Annotated in this window: 23 protein-coding genes; 18 read left to right on the forward strand and 5 right to left on the reverse strand. The window is 68.2% G+C overall.

What is annotated here, in order from left to right:
* The first annotated feature begins 74 nt into the window (after positions 1 to 74).
* From C8D93_RS13925 to flhB, 12 genes are all read left to right on the forward strand, one after another.
* Positions 75 to 689 carry a FliH/SctL family protein gene (locus tag C8D93_RS13925; protein WP_110265827.1) on the forward strand — a complete coding sequence of 205 codons (615 nt, stop codon included), beginning with the start codon at positions 75 to 77 and terminating at the stop codon, positions 687 to 689.
* The gene (gene fliI, locus C8D93_RS13930; RefSeq protein WP_110265828.1) at positions 686 to 2,053 is read left to right on the forward strand and encodes a flagellar protein export ATPase FliI; all 1,368 of its coding nucleotides are present in this window, start codon (positions 686 to 688) and stop codon (positions 2,051 to 2,053) included. Before C8D93_RS13925 ends, fliI begins: the two co-directional genes overlap by 4 nt.
* Positions 2,050 to 2,508: a flagellar export protein FliJ gene (gene fliJ, locus C8D93_RS13935; protein ID WP_110265829.1), complete on the forward strand. Its 459-nt coding sequence runs from the start codon at positions 2,050 to 2,052 to the stop codon at positions 2,506 to 2,508. The genes fliI and fliJ overlap by 4 nt, the downstream gene beginning before the upstream one ends.
* Entirely contained in the window at positions 2,505 to 3,464 is a 960-nt protein-coding gene (locus C8D93_RS13940) for a flagellar hook-length control protein FliK (RefSeq protein WP_146216615.1), read from the forward strand. The genes fliJ and C8D93_RS13940 overlap by 4 nt, the downstream gene beginning before the upstream one ends.
* Before the next feature lie 189 nt (positions 3,465 to 3,653).
* Positions 3,654 to 4,187: a flagellar basal body-associated FliL family protein gene (locus C8D93_RS13945; RefSeq protein WP_110265831.1), complete on the forward strand. Its 534-nt coding sequence runs from the start codon at positions 3,654 to 3,656 to the stop codon at positions 4,185 to 4,187.
* Positions 4,188 to 4,194: 7 nt separating this feature from the next.
* Positions 4,195 to 5,199 (forward strand): flagellar motor switch protein FliM, encoded by a 1,005-nt coding sequence (gene fliM, locus C8D93_RS13950; RefSeq protein WP_110265832.1) that lies wholly within the window; start codon positions 4,195 to 4,197, stop codon positions 5,197 to 5,199.
* A complete protein-coding gene (gene fliN, locus C8D93_RS13955) occupies positions 5,196 to 5,549 on the forward strand; it encodes a flagellar motor switch protein FliN (RefSeq protein ID WP_110265833.1) in 354 nt (117 codons plus the stop codon). The genes fliM and fliN overlap by 4 nt, the downstream gene beginning before the upstream one ends.
* Entirely contained in the window at positions 5,546 to 5,911 is a 366-nt protein-coding gene (gene fliO, locus C8D93_RS13960; protein ID WP_110265834.1) for a flagellar biosynthetic protein FliO, read from the forward strand. Before fliN ends, fliO begins: the two co-directional genes overlap by 4 nt.
* Positions 5,908 to 6,657: a flagellar type III secretion system pore protein FliP gene (gene fliP, locus C8D93_RS13965; protein WP_211307353.1), complete on the forward strand. Its 750-nt coding sequence runs from the start codon at positions 5,908 to 5,910 to the stop codon at positions 6,655 to 6,657. Before fliO ends, fliP begins: the two co-directional genes overlap by 4 nt.
* Positions 6,654 to 6,923 carry a flagellar biosynthesis protein FliQ gene (gene fliQ, locus C8D93_RS13970; RefSeq protein WP_110265835.1) on the forward strand — a complete coding sequence of 90 codons (270 nt, stop codon included), beginning with the start codon at positions 6,654 to 6,656 and terminating at the stop codon, positions 6,921 to 6,923. Before fliP ends, fliQ begins: the two co-directional genes overlap by 4 nt.
* Before the next feature lie 221 nt (positions 6,924 to 7,144).
* The gene (gene fliR, locus C8D93_RS13975) at positions 7,145 to 7,918 is read left to right on the forward strand and encodes a flagellar biosynthetic protein FliR (RefSeq protein ID WP_110265836.1); all 774 of its coding nucleotides are present in this window, start codon (positions 7,145 to 7,147) and stop codon (positions 7,916 to 7,918) included.
* A 4-nt stretch (positions 7,919 to 7,922) separates the two neighbouring features.
* Positions 7,923 to 9,065: a flagellar biosynthesis protein FlhB gene (flhB, locus tag C8D93_RS13980; RefSeq protein ID WP_110265837.1), complete on the forward strand. Its 1,143-nt coding sequence runs from the start codon at positions 7,923 to 7,925 to the stop codon at positions 9,063 to 9,065.
* 81 nt (positions 9,066 to 9,146) lie between these two features.
* Here the strand turns inward: flhB and C8D93_RS20445 are convergent, their stop codons facing one another.
* The 5 genes from C8D93_RS20445 to C8D93_RS14005 all read right to left on the reverse strand — a co-directional run bounded on the left by C8D93_RS20445 (position 9,147) and on the right by C8D93_RS14005 (position 14,071).
* Positions 9,147 to 10,529: a hypothetical protein gene (locus C8D93_RS20445; protein WP_146216616.1), complete on the reverse strand. Its 1,383-nt coding sequence runs from the start codon at positions 10,527 to 10,529 to the stop codon at positions 9,147 to 9,149.
* Positions 10,530 to 10,795: 266 nt separating this feature from the next.
* Positions 10,796 to 12,748, reverse strand: a complete 1,953-nt coding sequence (locus C8D93_RS13990; protein ID WP_110265839.1) for an alkaline phosphatase D family protein — start codon at positions 12,746 to 12,748, stop codon at positions 10,796 to 10,798.
* A gap of 162 nt (positions 12,749 to 12,910) precedes the next feature.
* Positions 12,911 to 13,417, reverse strand: a complete 507-nt coding sequence (locus tag C8D93_RS13995) for a GNAT family N-acetyltransferase (RefSeq protein ID WP_110265840.1) — start codon at positions 13,415 to 13,417, stop codon at positions 12,911 to 12,913.
* A gap of 4 nt (positions 13,418 to 13,421) precedes the next feature.
* Positions 13,422 to 13,838 (reverse strand): type II toxin-antitoxin system tRNA(fMet)-specific endonuclease VapC, encoded by a 417-nt coding sequence (gene vapC / locus C8D93_RS14000; RefSeq protein ID WP_110265841.1) that lies wholly within the window; start codon positions 13,836 to 13,838, stop codon positions 13,422 to 13,424.
* Positions 13,835 to 14,071, reverse strand: coding sequence for an antitoxin (locus C8D93_RS14005; RefSeq protein ID WP_211307354.1), 237 nt, complete (start codon positions 14,069 to 14,071; stop codon positions 13,835 to 13,837). Before C8D93_RS14005 ends, vapC begins: the two co-directional genes overlap by 4 nt.
* Before the next feature lie 112 nt (positions 14,072 to 14,183).
* Between C8D93_RS14005 and flhA the strand changes: the two genes are divergently transcribed.
* Genes flhA through C8D93_RS14035 form a run of 6 tightly spaced genes read left to right on the forward strand, consistent with a single transcriptional unit; the run spans position 14,184 to position 20,320 of the window.
* Positions 14,184 to 16,244, forward strand: coding sequence for a flagellar biosynthesis protein FlhA (gene flhA, locus C8D93_RS14010; RefSeq protein ID WP_110265843.1), 2,061 nt, complete (start codon positions 14,184 to 14,186; stop codon positions 16,242 to 16,244).
* Positions 16,245 to 16,272: 28 nt separating this feature from the next.
* Positions 16,273 to 17,526: a flagellar biosynthesis GTPase FlhF gene (gene flhF, locus C8D93_RS14015; protein ID WP_110265844.1), complete on the forward strand. Its 1,254-nt coding sequence runs from the start codon at positions 16,273 to 16,275 to the stop codon at positions 17,524 to 17,526.
* Complete coding sequence (locus C8D93_RS14020) at positions 17,513 to 18,400, forward strand: MinD/ParA family protein (protein ID WP_110265845.1); 888 nt, start codon at positions 17,513 to 17,515, stop codon at positions 18,398 to 18,400. Before flhF ends, C8D93_RS14020 begins: the two co-directional genes overlap by 14 nt.
* Positions 18,397 to 19,116 carry an RNA polymerase sigma factor FliA gene (locus C8D93_RS14025; protein ID WP_110265846.1) on the forward strand — a complete coding sequence of 240 codons (720 nt, stop codon included), beginning with the start codon at positions 18,397 to 18,399 and terminating at the stop codon, positions 19,114 to 19,116. Before C8D93_RS14020 ends, C8D93_RS14025 begins: the two co-directional genes overlap by 4 nt.
* A 26-nt stretch (positions 19,117 to 19,142) precedes the next feature.
* The gene (locus C8D93_RS14030; protein ID WP_110265847.1) at positions 19,143 to 19,535 is read left to right on the forward strand and encodes a chemotaxis response regulator CheY; all 393 of its coding nucleotides are present in this window, start codon (positions 19,143 to 19,145) and stop codon (positions 19,533 to 19,535) included.
* Between the two features lie 56 nt (positions 19,536 to 19,591).
* The gene (locus tag C8D93_RS14035; RefSeq protein WP_110265848.1) at positions 19,592 to 20,320 is read left to right on the forward strand and encodes a protein phosphatase CheZ; all 729 of its coding nucleotides are present in this window, start codon (positions 19,592 to 19,594) and stop codon (positions 20,318 to 20,320) included.
* Positions 20,321 to 20,330 lie beyond the last annotated feature (10 nt).

Below are 20,330 nucleotides of genomic sequence, written 5' to 3' on the forward strand. Positions count from 1 at the left end.
GCTCGAACGAGTGCGGGAGGTTGCCCGTGCTCACGGCAAGGCGCTGACGACTGCTTCGGGCGCGGGGTGCAGCGGTGAGCGGCTTCGAGACCGCGGACATTCTCCCGGCCGAAACGGTCGGCGAGGCGCCGGCACGCTGGCAGCTGCCGAACTTCGATGCGGCGCTGAAGAACCCGCCCACGGCCGAGCAGCTCGAATCGATCGAGGCCGCTGCCTACCAGGACGGCTTCCAGCGCGGTCAGGCCGAAGGCTTTGCCGCGGGGCAGCAGGCGGTCCTGCAACAGGCGCAGCGCCTGCAGGCGCTGGTCGATCACATCATGCGGCCGCTCGCGCATCTCGACGAAGAGGTGGAACGCGCGCTGGTCGAACTGGCCGGCGCGATCGCACGGCGTCTGCTGCACGACGAGATCAAGGCCGCGCCGGAACGCGCCGTCACGCTGGTGCGCGAAGCGCTCTCGGGGCTGCCGCCGCAACTGCGCAGCCTGCGGCTTCAGGTGCATCCGGGAGACGAGGCGCTGCTGCGCGAGCATCTGAGCCCGCCTCCGGACGTGAAGGAATTCAGCATCGTGCCGGACCCGGAACTGCATCCGGGCGACTGTCGCATCTACACGGACTCGGCGCTGGTGGACGCACGCCTCGACCGCCGTGTACGCGTGATTGCCGAGGCGCTGGCCGGAGACGAAGCGTGAGTACCTGGGCCGAGGGCAGCAACCTGCGGCTGGCGGCCCGGCTCGGTCAGCAGACGGCGCGCATCGCGACGCTGCCCAGCGTGCAGGTCGAAGGACAACTGCGCCGCGTCGTCGGGCTGACGCTCGAAGCCGTCGGCTGCCAGCTCCCGCTCGGCGCGCGCGCGCGGATCGCCCAGGCCGATGGCGGCAGTGTCGAAGCCGAAGTCGTCGGCTTCTCGGGTGATCGCATCTACCTGATGCCGAGCGGCGACATGCAGGGCCTGATGCCGCATGCGCGCGTCGTGCCGGCGGCCGGCCGCCTCGAGATCGGCGTCGGCGATGCCTTGCTCGGTCGCGTGCTCGATGCGGAGGCGCGACCCATCGACGGCCGCGGGCGGCTCGCCTGCGACGGTCACGCGCGCCTGCACGGCCTGCCGCTCAATCCGCTCGAAAGAGCGCCCATCGCGCAGCCGCTGGATGTCGGCGTGCGCGCGATCAATGCGCTGCTCAGCGTCGGACGCGGCCAGCGTCTCGGCCTGTTCGCCGGCACCGGCGTCGGCAAGTCGACCCTGCTCGGCATGATGACGCGCTACACCGCCGCCGACGTCGTCGTCGTCGGTCTGGTCGGCGAGCGTGGCCGCGAAGTGCGCGATTTTCTCGATCACGCGCTCGGCGCCGAGGGTCTGCGACGCTCGGTCGTCGTCGCCACGCCGGCCGACCGGTCGCCGCTGCTGCGCCTGCGCGCCGCGTACACGGCCACCGCCATTGCCGAGCATTTCCGCGACCGCGGCCGGCATGTGCTGCTGCTGATGGATTCGCTGACGCGCTTCGCACAGGCGCAGCGCGAGATCGGTCTGGCCGTCGGCGAGCCGCCGACCACGCGCGGCTATCCGCCGTCGGTGTTCGCGCGACTGCCCGGCCTGGTCGAACGTGCCGGCAACGGCCGCGCCGGCGGCGGTTCGATCACCGCCTTCTACACAGTGCTGACCGAGGGCGACGATCCCAACGATCCGATCGCCGACGCCGCACGCGGCGTGCTCGACGGTCACATCGTGCTATCGCGCACCATCGCCGAATCCGGCCTGTACCCCGCGATCGACATCGAGGCCTCCATCTCGCGAGTGATGGATGCCGTGGTCCCGGCTGCGCACGTGCAGCGGGCGCGGCAGTTGCGCACGCTGGTGTCGGCCTACCAGCGCAACCGTGACCTGATCAACATCGGCGCCTACCAGAAGGGCGCCGATCCGCGCGTCGACGCGGCAGTGTCGCGCTGGCCGCAGATCGAGGAGTTCCTGCGCCAGAGCGTCGAGCGCTCCGCGAGCTTCGCCGACAGCGCGCGTGCGCTGACCGCGCTGCTGACGCCGCCCACAGGAGAACGCCCATGAGTCCCGCGATGTCGTCCGCCCGCATGCAGCCGCTGCAGCAGCTTGCCGAAGTACGCGAGGACGAGGCCGCGCGCCGGCTCATCGATCAGCAGCGCGTGCTCGGCGAACGCGAGCAGCGCCTGCAGGAACTCACCCGCTACCTGGCCGAGTACGAAGGACTGGCCAGTGCGCACAACCCGCGGCTGCTGATGAACCGGCAGGCCTTCGTCGAACGCCTGCGCGAAGCGGTGTCGATGCAGGCGCGGCTGGTCGAGCAGGCGCGCAGCCGCTGCGAGGTGCAGCGCGCCGAATGGCTGCTGCAGCATCGCGAGGTGTCGACGCTCGACCAGCTGGCCGAGTGCTACCGCCGCCGCGAGCGGCGCAGCGAAGAACAGCGCGGCCAGCGTCAGCTCGACGAGTTCGCCTTGCGCCGGTTCCTGGCCGGCGACGGGCTTGCCGCGGATCTCGATCCGTGAGCATTCCCGCGCTCGGCGGGATGGCCGCGCCGTTGCCGGCAGCGTCCACACCGGGATCGGCGGCCGACGCTCCCCCGCTGCTGCCGTTCACCCTGCTGACGCTGCCGCCGGTTGCGGCCGAGACCCCGCGTGCCGGCGCGTCGCCGGAGCCCGCAGCGACCGAGGACACCACGACCGACGACGGCGGGACACCGCTGATCGGCTGGCTGTTCGACAGCATCGCGATGGCAACCGTGCCGACCGACGCGACCGCGGCGCCGCGGCCGGCGGGCACCGCAAACGATGCGACCGGAACGACAGTAGGCAGCATCGATCCGGCTGCGAACAAGCCGACGTTGCCGCAGTTGCTCACCGACGCGCGTCTCGCGACGCCGGATGCGAACGCAGTGGAGGCGTCCGTTCTCGCTTCGCCGGACGCCGTTCTCGATACGCTGACCGCTGGAACGGTGCCGATGCCGGTGCCCGAACCCGCTTCATCGCTCGCCGACACATCGCCGACCCCGCTGCCGGCGGCGGCACTGCTGTCGATGCCGGCCGCCGCCGCGTCGTCGACCCCACCGCCCACACCGGTCGATCCCGCGACGCCACCACTGGTGCCCGACCACCCGGATTTCGCTGCGGACCTCGGCGAGCGCATCGCCTGGCAGGTCGACCAGGGCCTTGGAGAGGCAACGCTGGAACTGCATCCCGCGGAACTGGGCGCGCTGACCATCCGCATCGAGACCCAGGGCCAGCAGGCGCAGGTGCACATTCTCGCGGCCGAGCCGGGCGCGCGCGCACTGCTGAGCCAGTGCCTGCCGCAACTGCGCGATCTGCTCGGTGCCGGCGGCTTGACGCTGACGCGCGGGCAGGTGGAATCGGCCGAGCGCCGCGGCGACGCCGTCGCCACCGTTCCGCCGTCGCGCACCGGTCGTCGGCGCATCACCTCCGTTTCGCTGGTCGACGCCTACGCCTAGGCGGAACCGGTCCTCGGTTCCTTTCCGGCGTCCCCTCCCGCCGCAGCGAGGAGGGCAGCACGCGTGGTCCCGGTGGCGTCACCTCGAACGATCCGCGTCGAAAGTCCGGCGCAGATGCTTGGAACAGGACTTGCTCCGGGGCTGGCAAGCGTGACCCCAAACGTTCCTGACTGAACCGAGCCCGAGCCGATGGCTGCTGCGAAATCCGAAGACGTGATCGATGCCCCGCTGCCGCCGCCGGCGGCGCCGCGCAAGGGCGGTGGCCTCGTGCTGGTGCTGGCCGCCGTGCTGCTGTCGACCCTGGGTGGCGGCGGCGCGGCCTGGTTCGTTGCGCAGCATGCGCTCGCGGCGGCACAGCCGAAAGGCGAGGAAGACGCCGAGGAGCAGGTCGAGCTGCCGTCGTCGCCTGCCCAGTACTTCGCGCTGGAGCCGGCCTTCGTCGTCAATCTCGAGGACGAACGCGCACAGCGCTTCCTGCAGGTGCAGGTCGAGCTGATGAGCCGCGACGGCAAGACGCTGGAGCAGATCGAACGCCACGCGCCGCGCATCCGCAGCCAGTTGCTGATGCTGCTGGGTCAGCAGCAGGTGGCGGACCTGTCGACGCGCGCCGGCAAGGAGGCGCTGCAGGCGGCAGTGCTCGCCGAGGTCAAGGCGATCCTGATGGCCGAGACCGGCGAGGCGCAGGTCGAGGCGGTCTACTTCACCAGCTTCGTGATGCAGTAGGCGCGCGATGGCCAATCCCAACGATCTGCTGTCCCAGGACGAAATCGACGCATTGCTGCACGGCGTCGACAGCGGCGCCGTCGACACCACGCCGCCGCCACCGGCCCCCGGCGAGGCGCGCACCTTCGACTTCACCTCGCAGGACCGCATCATCCGTGGTCGCATGCCGACGCTGGAGATGATCAACGAGCGCTTCGCGCGCCTGTTCCGCATCTCGCTGTTCAACATGCTGCGCCGCTCGCCGGAGCTGACCGTCGTCGGCATCGAGACGGCGAAGTTCAGCGAGTACACGCATTCGCTGTACGTGCCCACCAATCTCAACCTCGTGCGCGTGAAGCCGCTGCGCGGCACCGCGCTGGTGGTGTTCGAGCCGCGCCTGGTCTTCAGCGTCGTCGAGAACTTCTTCGGCGGCGACGGGCGCCTCAACACCAAGATCGAGGGCCGCGAATTCACGCCCACCGAGATGCGCGTGATCCAGTTGCTGCTGCGCCAGACCTTCGCCGACATGCAGGAGGCCTGGAGTCCGGTGATGAAGATGGACTTCGAGTACCTGAACTCCGAGGTCAACCCGCACTTCGCGAACATCGTCGCGCCCAGCGAGATCGTCGTTGTCAGCAAGTTCAAGATCGAACTCGAAGGCGGCGGCGGCCACATCCACGTGACGCTGCCGTACTCGATGATCGAGCCCATCCGCGAGCTGCTCGACGCCGGCATCCAGTCCGATCGCGTCGAGAAGGACGAGCGCTGGGGTGTCGCGCTGCGCGAGCAGGTCAAGGACGCCGAGGTCGAACTCTCCAGCGAACTCGCGCGCGCCACCATCTCTCTGCGCCAGCTCGCCCAGCTCAAGCCGGGCGACGTCATTCCGGTGACGCTGCCGAAGACGCTGCAACTCTGCGTGGAAGACCTGCCGCTGTACCGCGGCAGCTTCGGCGTCGCCAACGGACACAACGCCATCCGCATCACCGACGTGGTCAACCGGCCGCGTTCCACCAGCCAACGGGAAGCCGCATGAGCACCAGCACCGAAACCAGCCAGAAGCCGGAGCCGGCCCGCGCCAGCTTCCAGAACCTCGAGGACCGCTCGCAGCCACAGGCCGAAGGCGACGTGAGCCTCGACGTCATCCTCGACGTGCCCGTCACGCTGTCGCTGGAGGTGGGCCGTTCGCGCATTCCCATCCGCACGCTGCTGCAGCTCAACCAGGGCTCGGTCGTCGAACTCGACCGCGCGGCCGGCGAGCCGCTGGACGTCTACGCCAACGGCACGCTCGTCGCGCACGGCGAGGTCGTCGTCGTCAACGAGAAGTTCGGCATCCGCCTGACCGACGTCGTCAGCCCGGCCGAGCGCATCCGGAAGCTCAAGTGAGCGAACCGGCGGCCGCCGTATCCGCCGTCCCGGCGACCGGCATGCTCGAAGTCTTCGGCAGCCTGCTGCTGGTCATCGGCGCGATCTTCGCGCTGGCCTGGCTCGCACGCTGGCTGCAGGGCGCGCGCGTGGCGCGCGGCGCCGCCATCCAGATCCGCGGCGGCGCGCAGCTCGGCGCTAAGGAGAAGGTCGTGCTGCTGCAGGTAGGGGACACGCAGTTTCTCGTCGGCGTCGCCAGCGGCGGCGTCAACCTGCTGCATCGCTTCGACTCGGCCGTGACCGAGGACGCACCGCCGCCGGGCGCCGAACCAGCCTTCGCCGAACGCCTGCGCCAGGCGCTGACTGGCCGGAACGCGACGTGACGTTCGCGCTGCGCCTCTGCGCCGTTCTCGCCGCGCTGTTCGCGCTGCCAGCGTTCGCCGAGCCGGCATTGCCGGCGGTGACTGCCACGCCGCTCGGCGACGGCGCCACCGAATACAGCCTCAGCATCCAGGTGCTGTTGCTGATGACGGCGCTCACGCTGTTGCCGGCGGCGATCCTGTCGATGACCGCGTTCACGCGCATCGTCATCGTGCTCGGCCTGCTGCGGCAGGCCCTGGGCACCGGGCAGACGCCGACCAACCAGGTGCTGATCGGCCTGTCGCTGTTCCTCACCTTCTTCGTCATGGCGCCCGTGCTGGACGGCGTGTACAGCAACGCCGTGCAGCCGTACATGGCGGGCGAGATGGCGTTCGAACCCGCGCTGCAGGCAGCGGCCGAGCCGATGCGCAGCTTCATGTTCGCCCAGACCCGCGAGGCGGACCTGCTCAGCTTCGCCCGCATCGCCGGCGACGAGCCCTATGCCTCGCAGCAGGACGTGCCCTTCGCCGTGCTCGCCGCCGCGTTTCTCACCTCAGAACTCACCACGGCCTTCCAGATCGGCTTCCTGCTGTTCATCCCGTTCGTGATCATCGACCTGGTCGTTTCCAGTGTGCTGATGAGCATGGGCATGATGATGCTGTCGCCGATGCTGATCTCGCTGCCGTTCAAGCTGATGCTGTTCGTGCTCGTGGACGGCTGGTCGCTGATCACTGGCATGCTCGCGGCCTCGTTCCGGGCGGTGTCATGACCCCGGAGAGCGTGCTGACCATCGGCCGCGACGCGCTCGCGCTCGGCATCCTGCTCGGCGCCCCGCTGCTGCTCACCGCGCTCGCCGTCGGCGTCCTCGTCGGCGTGTTCCAGGCCGCGACGCAGATCAACGAGATGACCCTGAGCTTCATCCCCAAGCTGCTGGCGATGGCCGCGGTCGCCGTCGTCGCCGGCCCGTGGATGCTGCGCCTGCTGATCGAGTACACGCGGCGGCTGGTGGAGAGCATCCCGGGATTGCTGGCCTGAGTGCATCAGGCGATGTACATGACGCTTCGTCGCTGCCCCGATCAGACCGTCTCCCCTCTCCCGCAAGCGGGAGAGGGGGAGGGGAGAGGGCCCGCGAAGCGGGTGCTGACCGGCACCTCGGCAAAGAAACGGCGCTGCGCGCCGCCCTCTCCCACCCTCCGGGCACCCTCTCCCGCGAGCGGGAGAGGGGAACGTCATTGCGGTATGCCGAGGGGCCTGCAATGACCCTCACCGACACCCAACTGCTCGCCTGGGTCCAGCAATTCGTCTGGCCGCTGATCCGCATCAGCGCGCTGTTCATGATTGCGCCGGTGCTCGGCGCGCGCGCGGTGTCGCCGCGCATCCGGTTGCTGCTGGCTCTGCTGATCACCGTCGTCGTCGCGCCGCTGCTGCCGGCACCGCCGGTTACGGCGCTGCTGTCGGCGGACTGGTTCTCCACGCTGCTGCAGCAACTGCTGATCGGCTTGGTTGCAGGTTTCGTGCTGCTGCTGGTGTTCGAGGCCGTGGTGATGGGCGGCGAGCTGATCGCCTTCGGCATGGGCCTGGGCTTCGCCCAGCTCGCCGACCCATTGCGCGGCGCAAGCACGCCGGTAATCGGCCAGTTCCTCACCGTGATGGCGACGCTGCTGTTCCTCGCACTCGGCGGTCACCTGATTCTCATCGAGATGATCGTGCGCTCGTTCGCGACGCTGCCGGTCGGCAGCGCAGGGCTGGGCATCGACCAGATGGGCACGCTGCTGCGCTTCGCCGGCATCGTCTTCTCCGGCGGTCTGCAGCTCGCGTTGCCGCTCGTCATCGCCCTGCTCACCGTGAACCTCGCGATGGGCGTGGTCAGCCGCAGCGCACCGACGCTCAACCTGTTCGCGGTCGGCTTCCCGGTCACGCTGGTCGCTGGCCTGATGCTGATCCGCGCCGGTCTGCCGGCGCTGCAGGAGGGCATCGTCCAGTTGCTCGACGAGGCCTGGGTGCTGCTCGGCGCCCTGCTGAGGCTCTGAACCCATGAGCGGACAGGCCAGCAGCCAGGACAAGACCGAACGCGCCACACCCAAGCGCCTGCGCGACGCGCGCAAGCGTGGCGAGATCGCGCGTTCGCGCGAGCTGGTGAGCTTCGTCGTCGTCGCCGGCGGTCTGCTGACGCTGCTGCTGCTCTCCGGCACCATCGCCAACGGCGCGGCCACATGGATGCAGCGCGCGCTGTCGCCGGAACTGCCGCTGGTCGAACGGCCGCAGGACATGGCGCGCCACTTCGGCGCACTGATCGGCGCCGGTTTCGCCGTCGCCCTGCCGCTGCTCGGCGTCGGCTTTCTCGCCGGCATCGTCGGCCCGATCCTCCTCGGCGGCTGGAATGTCTCGGCCGAAGCGCTCAAGCCGGACTTCAAGCGCGTGAACCCGCTGTCCGGACTCGGCCGCATCTTCTCCTCGCAGAGCCTCGTCGAACTCGGCAAGGCGCTGCTCAAGGCCGGCGCGCTCGGCGCCATTGCCGTGCTCTACATCGCCACGCGGCTTGACGAGATCATGGCCCTGGGCCGCGAACCGCTGGCGCCGGCGATGGCGCACGCCATGCGCATCGCCCTCGGATGCCTCGGCTGGATGTGCGGCGGCCTGCTGCTGATCGCGCTCATCGACGCGCCCTACCAGCTCTGGTCGCATGCGAAGAAGCTGCGCATGACGCGCCAGGAAGTCCGCCAGGAACACAAGGAGGCCGAGGGCAGCCCGGAAGTGAAGGGCCGCCAGCGCCAACTGCAGCAACAGATCTCGCGCCGCCGGATGATGGAAGCCGTGCCGGGCGCCGACGTCGTCGTCGTCAACCCGACGCACTACGCCGTGGCCCTGAAATACGACGCCGGCAAGATGCGCGCCCCGCGCGTCGTCGCCAAGGGCGTCGACCTGCTCGCACTGTCCATCCGCGAACTCGCGCGCCAGCACCGCATCCCCATCGTCGACGCACCGCCGCTGGCGCGAGCGCTGTACCGCAACGCGAATGTGGACGACGAGATTCCGGCCAACCTCTACGCGGCCGTCGCGCAGGTGCTCACCTACATCTACCAGTTGCGTGATTGGCGTCGGCGACCCGAGGCCGCCGGGCCGCGTCCGAACGTGCCGAGTATTGGCGATGTGCCAGGAGGAGAGGCCGATCCGTAGAAATGAACACCGCCTTCCTTCTGAAGGTCGCTTCGTGCGGGGAAGTGTGTTCAGTAACGAACGCGCCCGGTAGGGCTGCCTTTAGGCCGCCACGGTTTTGGGTTGCGCTATTGTCGATTCAAACGCAGCAAGTAGAGCCGCTCCATCAACAACGGCGAACGGAAGGACTTGCCCCAAGAGCCTAGTTGCGTCGCCGCGATATATTGACGTAACCAAATCAGCGAGACCCTCATTGAGATTCTGAACTCCCTCGATATAAGTGATGTCCCTCCCTTGTTGAGAGTGCTCATAGAGAAAGTCCATGTCGCCTTCCGTCCCGCCCGATAGGCGTGCCCGCTTAAAATGCTCCTTAGCATCATTGCCTATCTTGTCTGTCGTAATGATCACCTTGTGCTGCGGACGAACGATGGCAATCTTGGCGCCGAAGGAATACGCATTGCCCAAGCTAAATTCCTTGTCCTTTAGTTCAATCAGGACCAGTTCTCCAGAAATGTTTGCGAGGCAATCAATCTCATCTCCGCCGATATTCTGCTCTACGAGAATGTCTCCGGCTGGAACGCCCATGCCTTCGAGTTCTTGAATAAGCAGCACAGTCAGCCATCGAGCCTTATCTAGCAACGACCGCCCCAGTTCTGTAACTGTCAAAGCCTCTTCGTGACGTTCCTCGGAGATGCTTCTACCGCAGGCGCACTTGACCCCGCTTCTCGCCAAATCGTCAATTACTTGGAGGTTGGGGACGCGCGCTACCTGAGCTTGGGTCTTGCTGCAGACGACAAAAACCTCTGAGTCAATGATTCCCGATGCCTTGAGTTCTGTAGTCAGATGCTCGACGTCAGCTCGGTGGTCTTGGGGGAGCTGCTTCGGGGCGTCCTTGAGCAAAAGGCCGCCAGAGGCTTTCACAGCTGTTGCTAGTGTGCGCGCTGCTCGATCGCGGAGCTTTGTAACCGCCAAAAGCTCCTGCGCTGTTGGGGCAGTTGGGGGCTCGCGCCCTTCGTCCTTCAGCTCGGTAAATCGCGGAGAAGTGAATCGCCTGTTAGCGAGCTTCACAGGAAAGACCGTGTCGTAGACATCGATCACTGGAGCGAGGGAGCGAGGCGGCAAATCTGGGCCGATGAAAGCCACCTCAATGACGAGGCGCTTATCGTCAGAGTCTTCAGCGGCAGATCGAGCAAGACGTCTTAGACGTGGTACGTGCCTATGCGTTGGGTCACTTAGAGTGATCGCAACTAGTGATCTCCTATCTGTGTACAACTCAGCGTCAAGTATTCCTGTCGGTTCACCGAACTCCGTGGGTTGAGCTGGGGAGCGGAGGGTGGCACCAGGAACGTTGAATACATTTGCAATAGTGTCGATTGCGGGGGTTACGAGTGGCGTGAGGATTGACCTCAGCCCGGCTTTCAGTTCCCCAAATCGAGTCGCGAGATCAGCGTCTACCGAAGCTTTGTACATTGTGAGAAAGATCATCGCCGCCTCCCCTTATGATTCCCAGCCATCAGCTTCTTCAGTGTGCCGCATCCGATGGACGCACATTTAGCATCATCGCCAGATCCTCCCGCGCCATGGCGCAGCAGACGAACAACGTCCATGTCACGCTAGTACTCGTCCAAGAGCGGTGATGCTTGTTAAGCGGATTTAACGCTTTACGCGTTGAGTGGCACAAGGGGTCTCGATGCCTAGGCGACAATACCAGCCAGCAAGTAGAGCTGGAATCCCTACGAGAGTACGACCGGTCAGCGCGGAATCAACAGCTCGCCATGTAACGGCGCCGGCTCGGCAACGCGGCTCCCCTGCGTCGCACTCACTGCCATGCCGTGCGCCGTCACAGCATCAATCTGATCCTGAAAGCGCGGAATGAGCTGCGCGGTATCGGTCTCCGCCCAGGCCACCATCTGCTGGCCGAGCACGTCGGGGGAGTCGGGGGTGAGCTTGTCCTGCCACCACCATTCGAAGACGGCGCGTTCGCTCGTAAGACTGACGATGCCGTAGCCGTGGTCGACCCATTCGACGAACTGGACGTTCTTGTTGCCGGCGATGAGGGCGAGTTCGAGGGCGCGGGCGCCGACGACGCCGAGGGGTGAGCCGGGTTCGAGGCCGGCGGCGTTGGTGACGAGTTCGTCGGCGCCGCCGCGGCCCATGGAGCTGGGGGCGAATTCGACGCCGACGGAAGCTTCGCGGCCGCTGACGGGGCCGAGGGCGCCGGTGGTGGCGCGCATGTAGCCGGCGAGCAGGTTGTCCGGCGTGGAGCCGCCGCGCGGATTGGGCAGCGGCACGCCGGGCAAGTAGGCGCCGAGCAGGGCGTTGTCCTCGATCACGTCGGAGCCGAGGTTGCCGTGGGCGTCGCCGGAGACGAGCACGTTGTTGCGGATGCGCAGGCTCGCCGGGTTGTCGCCGCGCAGGTAGCGGCACAGCGCGGCGCGTTCCTGCGCGTAATCGGCCCAGCGCGAGATGCCGAGCTTGGGCGTGGGGATTCCGTCGACCACGTCCGGGATGTCCACCGGCGCGAACCAGGTCTGGTTGTTGATGAGCCGCCAGGTGGTGCCGGCCTGCTGCGACGCGAGCAGGGTGCCGGTAAGCCATTCGAACTGGCGCCGGCCGTAGAGGCTGGGCGCGCCGTCGGGCAGGTGGCTGCTGTCCACCGGCAGCTCGTAGCGCGGCAGCAGGCTTTGCGTGTCGACACCGACGATGTCGAGCAGCGGGCCGTAGGCGAGCTTGCGGTAGATCAGCAGCGGGTCGGCCGGTTGCGGGTAGCTGCCGTCGTCGACGAACACGAACTCGCCGGAGCCGTCGGGCTTCACTGGCCGCGTCGGCGTCCACTCGTGGAAGGCGCGCGCGGTGTCGGCGAGCGTGCAGGTGCTGGTGGCTGGGTCGATGGGGCTGTCCAGCTCGTTGCCGAATCCGGGATCGATGTCGTGGTTGTCCCAGACGATCATCCACGGATGCTGCTGGTGGGCGCGCAGCAGGTTGGGGTCCGACCGGAACAGGGCGTAGCGGCGGCGTACCTCGTCGAGGTTGAGCCAGTCGCGGTAGTCGACGTCGTTGATGTCCTTGCGGTCGAGCCGTGCACGGACTTCCTCGTCCTCGTCGACGAAGTCGTAGATGTAGTCACCGCAGTGCAGGACCAGATCGAGGTCGTTGCGGTCGGCCAGGTGGCCGAAGCCACTCCAGTGACTGGACCAGTAGCTGGAACAGGCGACGACGGCGAGGCGGATCTCGTCCACCGCATCGGCTGGCGCGGTGCGCGTGCGGCCGACGATGGACCAGCGGTTGAAGGCGCGGAAGCGGTAGTAGTAGCTCGTGGCCGGGGCGAGGCCGGTCACGTCGACCTTGATCGTCCAGTCGTGCGCGGCGACGGCGTTCTGCGCGCCGCTCTTCAGCACGGTGGCGAAGTCCGGCGTGGCCGCGACTTCCCAGTGCACCGGGATCGCATCCGCCGACGGTGTGGATTCGGTGATGCGCGTCCAGATGATGACGCGGTCCGCCAGCGGATCGCCTGACGCCACGCCATGCGCGAACGGCAGCGGCAGCACGCGCGGATAGTCGAGCAGGCTGTCGTCCAGGTTGCCCGGCAGGTCGGTGCCCGGATCGCCGCCGTTGTCCGGCGCATCGTCGCTGTCGCCGCAGCCGGGCAGCAGCGGGGTGGAGAGCAGCAGCAGGCTGGAGTGGAGGAAGTCGCGGCGTTTCATGGGGCACTTCTCGATAAGGTGGTGAAGCGTGGCATGCGGTTGTAGGAGCGCCTTCAGGCGCGACCCTTCTGCGATCCGGGCGCATGGTCGCGGCTGAAGCCGCTCCTACGGGTCGAGCTTCAACCGCGCAGCATCGCATGGCGATGTGTCGGCTTCGTGAGATCAGGCCTGCGCGTCAAAGGCGGCGTGATAGGCGACGGTGCCGGTGGGCACCGTATCGCCGAAGGGCAGGGCCTGGAAGTATTCGGGTGGAACGCCGGGCAGCACCAGTCGCGGGTCGGGCGCAAAGCCGAAGCGGCGGTAGTAGGCCGGATCGCCCAGCAGGACGCAGCCCCGCGCGCCGCGCCCGCGTAGCGCGGACAGCGCCGCGTGCATCAGCGCGCTGCCGATGCCGGTGCGCTGACACTCGGGCAGGACCGAGATGGGACCCAGGCCGTACCAGCCCGCGCTGCCGTCCGAGATCGTCACCGGCGACACCGCGACGTGGCCGACGATGCGGCCATCAAGCTCGGCGACCAGAGATACCGATAGCTGCCCGGCGTCGCGCAGCGCAGCGATGATGTGTTGCTCGGTGCCGCTGCGGTGTTCGGCGTGGAGGAAGGCGGCGGTGGTGACGGTCTCGATGGCCGAGGCATCGTCCGCGGTTTCGTGACGGGTCGCGAAGCTCACTCGATCAGACCGAGGTGCCAACCCAGTTGTCCAGCGCCAAGCCGGACACGCGGCGGAACTCGCGAAGGTTGTTTGTCACCAGTGTGGCGTTCAAGGCCAGGGCGTGGGACGCGATCAGCAGATCGAGGGCGCCGATGGGCGTGCCGCGCCTTTCAAGTTTGGCGCGCACGGGACCGTAGTGCTTCATCGCGGCTTCGTCAAAGGCGAGAACTTCCAGCGGCGCCAGAAACTTCTGCAGTGCGCGGAGGTTGCGTTCCGATCCGCTCTTGGCGGCGCCGAACGTCAGCTCCGCACCGGTGATGCTGGAGATTGCGATCTCGCCATAGCGAATGCCGGCGAAGCGCTCGAAGACCTGTGCCGGACGGCGATTGATGATGTAGATGCAGGTGTTGGTATCCAGCAGATAGCGCGGCGCGGTCATGACGCCCAGTCGTCGCGGGTCTGCTGGTCGGGCTGCTCGCGCGCAATCTCGAAGCCGGGCTCGAACTCGTCGAGTGCTTCTCGCATGAGCTGCCATGGCGCGTCGACCGGCAGCAGCAGTACGCCGTTGCCGAAGCGCTTGGCGATCACCTCGTCGCCCTCGAAGCGCAGGGCCTTGGGCAGGCGCACCGCCTGGCTGCGGCCGGACAGGAAGAGCTTGGCGGCGGTGCTCATGGTGATCTCCATCCAAGTGGTAGATACCAAAGATAGTCACCGTCTGAGGGCGAGTCAATTGGCCGACACTTGGGGCCTGTCCGCGAGGCACAGGCCTTGCACGCGGGCGTCCATGACGCTTGCCGATCTTCTGAACCGCTTCCGCGAACTGGGCCGCTCCGGACTCGCCGCGCCCATCCTGCTGATGGCCGTGCTCGGCATGATGATCGTGCCGCTGGCGACGCCGGTGCTGGACCTGATGTTCACGGTGAACATCACGCTGTCGATCGCCGTGCTGCTGGCGGTGGTCTACGTGATGCGGCCGCTGGATTTTTCGGCCTTTCCGACGGTGCTGCTGTTCGCGACGCTGCTGCGGCTGTCGCTGAACGTGGCATCGACGCGCGTGGTGCTGCTCAACGGCCACGAGGGACCGCACGCGGCGGGACAGGTGATCGAGGCCTTCGGCAGCTTCGTGATCGGCGGCAACTACGCCGTAGGCCTGGTCGTCTTCATCATCCTGACGATCGTCAATTTCATGGTGGTCACCAAGGGCGCCGAGCGCGTGTCCGAGGTGTCCGCACGCTTCGTGCTCGACGCGCTGCCGGGCCGGCAGATGGCGATCGACGCCGACCTGAACGCCGGAATCCTGACGCGTGACGAGGCCAAGGCGCGCCGCGAGGAGGTGCGCTCCGAGGCGGACTTCTACGGCTCGATGGACGGCGCCAGCAAGTTCGTCCGTGGCGACGCGATCGCCGGGATCCTGATCCTGATCATCAACATCATCGGTGGCCTGGTCATCGGCCCGATGACGCACGGCATGAGCTTCGGCGAGGCCATGCGCATCTACACGCTGCTGACCATCGGCGACGGCCTGGTGGCGCAGGTGCCGGCGCTGCTGCTGTCGACCTCGGTCGCGGTGCTGGTCACGCGCATGTCGCGGCAGGCGGACATGTCCAAGCAGGTGGCCGGGCAGCTGTTCAACCAGCCGCGTGTGCTCGCGGTGACGGCCGGCGTACTGGGACTCGTGGGCCTGATCCCGGGCATGCCGAACTTCGCCTTCCTGCTGCTGGCCGCGGCCTGCGGTGGCGTCGCCTGGCTGATCGCGCGACGGGCCAAGGCGGCGGCCGAAGCGCCCGAACCGGAAGCGACCGAGCCCGCGGCGCCGGCCGAACTGAGCTGGGAGGACGTCGGCGGCGCCGATGCGCTGGGACTGGAGGTCGGCTACCGGCTGATCCCGATGGTCGACGCGCGCCAGGGCGGCGAGCTGATGGCGCGCATCAAGGGCGTGCGCCGCAAGCTGACGCAGGAGCTGGGCTTTCTCGTGCCGGCGGTGCACATCCGCGACAACCTGCAGTTGCAGCCGGGCAGCTACCGCCTGCTGGTGCACGGCGTGCCGGTGGCCGAGGGCCAGGTGCATCCCGAGCGCGAGCTGGCCCTGAACCCCGGTCGCGTCTTCGGCAGTGTCGAGGGCATCCCGACCAAGGACCCGACCTTCGGCCTCGACGCGATCTGGATCGACAAGGGCGGGCGCGAGCATGCGCAGAGCCTGGGCTACACCGTGGTCGACTGCCCGACGGTGATCGCGACGCACCTGTCGCAGATCGTGCGCATGCACGCCCACGAGCTGCTCGGTCACGACGAGGGCCAGGCGCTGCTCGACCAGCTTGCCAAGCAGGCGCCGAAGCTGGTCGAGGACCTGGTGCCCAAGCTGCTGTCGCTGACCGCGTTCGTGCGCGTGCTGCAGAACCTGCTCGCCGAGCGCGTGCCGATCCGCAACCTGCGCGTGATCGCCGAAGCCTTGGCGGAACACGCCGGCAGGAGTCAGGACCCCGTCGTCCTGTCGGGTCTCGTGCGCGTCGCGCTCGGGCGGCAGATCGTTCAGGAAATCAATGGCATGCAGCCGGAGCTGCCGGTGCTCACGCTGGCCGGTCCTCTGGAACAGGTGTTGCAGGACAGCCTCAAGAGCGGTGGAGCGGCGATCGAGCCGGGCCTCGCCGAGCGGATGCATCGCTCGCTCACGGAACAGACGCGGAAGCTGGAGACGGACGGTCAGCCCGCGGTGTTGCTGGTTCCGCCGGCGCTGCGACCCCTGCTGGCGCGGTTCACGAGACAGACGATTCCCGGCCTGCACGTGCTCGCCTTCGACGAAGTACCGGATTCAAAACAGTTGCGCATGGTGGGAGCGATTTCGTGACCGAGACTGAACACAGCGTGGTGTCCGCATGAAGATCAAACGATTCGTCGCCGGCAGCATGCGCGAGGCGATCCGCATGGTGCGCGAGGAGCAGGGCGCCGATGCGGTGATCCTGTCGAACCGGCGCGTGGCCGAGGGCATCGAGGTGGTGTCCGCAACCGACTACGACGCCGCGCTGATGCAGGTGGCGACGCGGCGCGAGACGCCTGCCGCAGCCCCCGAGCCCGCTCCCGAACAGCCTCCCCAGACACGCGCCGCGTCGGCGGCGGCAAAGAAGGACAAGGCGGCCGTGGCCAAGCCGGCGCCCCCGGTCGCCAGGCCGGCACCGGCCGCGCTGCCGACACCGCCGGCGCCGGAAATCCAGCAGCTGCGCCGCGAACTCGGCGGCATGCGCCGCATGCTCGAGGAACAGGTGGCGCACATCGCCTGGCGCGACCTGGCCGACCGCCAGCCGGAACGCATGGCGGCCCTGCGCGCGATGACCGACCTGGGCCTGGACGCCGGCCTCGCGCGCGAGATCGTCGACGAACTACCGGGCGATGCCGATCGTGACCGCGCCCGCTTCCTGCCGCTCGGCCTGCTGGTACGCCGGCTGCCGCCGACGCCCCGTGATCCGATTCTCGAAGGCGGCACGATCGCGCTGATCGGCCCGACCGGCGTCGGCAAGACCACGACCATCGCCAAGCTCGCGGCGCGCTTCGCCGCGCGCCACGGCACCCGCGACCTCGCGCTGGTCACGACCGACCATTACCGCGTCGGTGCGCAGGAACAGCTCTTCACCTACGGCCGCCTGCTCGGCGTGCCGGTGCAGACCGCCTCCAGCGGCGAGCAGTTGCGCGCCGCGCTGGCGCGGCTCGCCGACCGCAAGCTGGTGCTGATCGACACCGCCGGCCTCGCCCCGCGCGATGCCCGCCTCGGCGCGCAGTTCGCCGAGCTACGCGCGGCGCACCGGCCGGTGCGCAACTGGCTGGTGCTGTCGGCGACGACCCAGGCGGCCGATCAGCAGGACATCCTGCGACGCTTCGCGCCGGCCGGGCTCGACGGCTGCGTGCTGACCAAGCTCGACGAGGCCGCGCGCATCGGCGGTGTGCTGTCCGCCGTGATCCGCCACCGCCTCGCCGTGCAGTACATCTGCGACGGACAGCGCGTGCCGCAGGACCTGCACTCGGCGCGCGCCGACCAGCTCGTGCTGCGGGCGATGCAACTCGCCCGATCCAACCCCGCCCGCGTGCACGACAGCACGCTCGCCCTGCAATTCGGAGCTGCCCATGCCGGCGTCTGATTCGCTGTTCGGTCACCAGGCCTCGGGTCTGGCGGCGCTGCGCATGCAGCGGCCGGTGCAGGTCATCGCCGTCACCAGCGGCAAGGGCGGCGTCGGCAAGACCTCGACCTCGGTGAACCTCGCCGTGTCGATGGCGATGGACGAACAGCGCGTGATGCTGCTCGACGGCGATCTCGGCCTGGCCAACATCGACGTGATGCTCGGCCTGCAGCCGCAGCGCAATCTCTCCCATGTACTCGACGGCAGTTGCTCGCTCGAGGACACGATCATCGAAGGACCGTCCGGCGTCATGGTGGTGCCGGCGTCGAGCGGCCAGCGCAACATGGCCGAGCTGTCCGCCGCGGAGCACGCCGGCCTGGTGCGCGCGTTCTCCGACCTGCGCCGGCCGCTGGACACGCTGATCGTCGACACCGCGGCCGGCATCGCCGACAGCGTCATCACCTTCAGCCAGGCCTCGCAGGAAATCATCGTCGTCGTCACCAACGACCCGCAGTCGCTGACCGACGCCTATGCCCTGATCAAGGTGCTGAGCCGCGACCACGGCGTGCGCCGTTTCCAGGTGCTGTCGAACATGACGCAGACGCCGGCCGAGGCGCGCGAGATCTTCGAGAACCTGCGCCGCGTGTCGGAGCGCTTTCTCAACGTCACGCTGGTCGACCTCGGCACGATTCCCGGTGACGAATGGCTGCGACGCGCCGTGCGCCGCCAGCGCGCCGTCGTCGAGGCCTATCCCAGTGCGCCGAGCGCGCGTGCCTACCGCGACCTGGCGCGCCGCGTGCGCGGCTGGACGATGCCGGAGGGCGCGCGCGGCAACCTGGAATTCTTCGTCGAACGCCTGATTCACGGCGGCGTCGCCACCGGAGTTGCCGCATGAGCACACCCGATGCGCTGTCCGAAACCGATCTCGTACGCCGGCATGCCGATCTGGTGCGGCGCATCGCCCACCACCTCGCGGCGCGGCTGCCGTCGAGCGTCGACGTGGACGACCTGATCCAGGCCGGCGTCATCGGCCTGATCGAGGCGGCACGGCACTACAGCGGCGACCGCGGCGCCTCCTTCGAGACCTATGCCGGTATCCGCATCCGTGGCGCGATGCTCGACGAGCTGCGCCAGACCGACTGGGCGCCGCGCTCGGTCCACCGCCGCGTCCGCGAGGCCGCCGAGGCGATGCGGGCGATCGAGCAGGCCAGTGGGCGCGACGCGCGCGAGTCCGAGGTCGCCGAGCGCATGGGCATCAGTGTCGACGAGGTGCGCGAGATCCTGCACGACGCCGCGCGCTGCCAGGTCCTGAGCCTCAACGCTGCCGGCGAGGACGGCGACGAGACGTTCGACAGTCCCGATCCTGCCGGCGGTCCGCTCGACGCGTTGCAACAGCGCGAATTCCGCGAAGCTCTGGCCGAGGCCATCGACGAGCTGCCGGAACGCGAACGGCTGGTGATGTCGATGTACTACGACGACGAGCTGAACCTGCGCGAGATCGGTGCGGTGCTCGACGTGAGCGAGAGCCGCGTCTGCCAGATCCATGGCCAGGCCCTGGTGCGCCTGCGCGCACGACTCAAGGGCTGGAAGCAAATGCGCGCCGCAGCCTGAAGCAACGACCGGAAACTGGAGCGACGATGGACAAGAACATGCGGATCCTGATCGTGGACGATTTCTCGACGATGCGGCGCATCGTCAAGAATCTGCTCAACGATCTGGGATACACCAACACGACCGAGGCCGACGACGGCAAGACCGCGTGGCCGCTGCTGCAGGCCGGCGGCTTCGAGTTCGTCGTCACCGACTGGAACATGCCCGGCATGACCGGCATCGAGTTGCTCAAGGCGATCCGTGGCGACGCGCGCATCGCCAAGACGCCGGTGCTGATGGTCACCGCCGAGGCGCAGCGCGAGCAGATCATTGAGGCCGCGCAGGCCGGCGTGAACGGCTACATCATCAAGCCGTTCACGGCGCAGACGCTCAAGGAAAAGATCGACAAGATCTTCCAGCGCATTTCCGAGACGGCCTAGGATGAACCGTCTTCCCGGTCGCAGCGGGTGGCGCGTCGCGCCACGGGACGCCTGACATGGACGGGCCGATCGCGGACCGGCGCCGGCAGACGGCCGCGCGGTTGCGGCAACTGCTCGCCGCGCTCGAGAGCGGCGACGACGCCGCGTTCGAGCAGGGGATCGACGCCCTGGCGCGCGAGCGCGAGGACGCCCTGTTCGCCCGCGTGGCACGACTCACGCGCGAGCTGCACGACGCCGTCGTCGAGCTGCGGGTGGACGAGCGGCTGGCGCGCATCGCCGGCGACGAGATTCCCGACGCCCGCCACCGCCTCGACTACGTCATGCAGATGACCGAGCAGGCCGCGCACCGCACGCTCGATCTCGTCGAGCAGGCGCGCGGCGTGGCCGTGGGCATCGACGCCGCGGCCGCGCATGTGGCCGAGGCGGAAAGCGTGATCGCCGACAACCATCCGGATATCGGCAACGTCGCGGTGCTGCTGCAGGGCATCGGCGACGACCTTCGCGGCCGCTCCGACGCCCTGCGCGGCACGCTGTCCGAACTCGCGCAGGCGCAGGAATACCAGGACATCTCCGGGCAGATCATCAAGCGCGTGATCGCGCTGGTCTGCAACGTCGAGACCGCGCTGCTGGAGCTGCTGCGCAGCGCCGGCGGCGGCGCCCTTCAGACCGCGCCGGCCGCGCCGATACAGGCGAAGGCGGGCGATCTGGCCGGACCGGCGGTGCCGGGGGCGGTCGCCGCCAGCCAGCAGGACGCCGACGAACTGCTGGCCAGCCTAGGCTTCTAGACCACACCGA

This window comes from Sinimarinibacterium flocculans, from assembly GCF_003201205.1.
Taxonomy (GTDB): domain Bacteria; phylum Pseudomonadota; class Gammaproteobacteria; order Nevskiales; family Nevskiaceae; genus Solimonas; species Solimonas flocculans.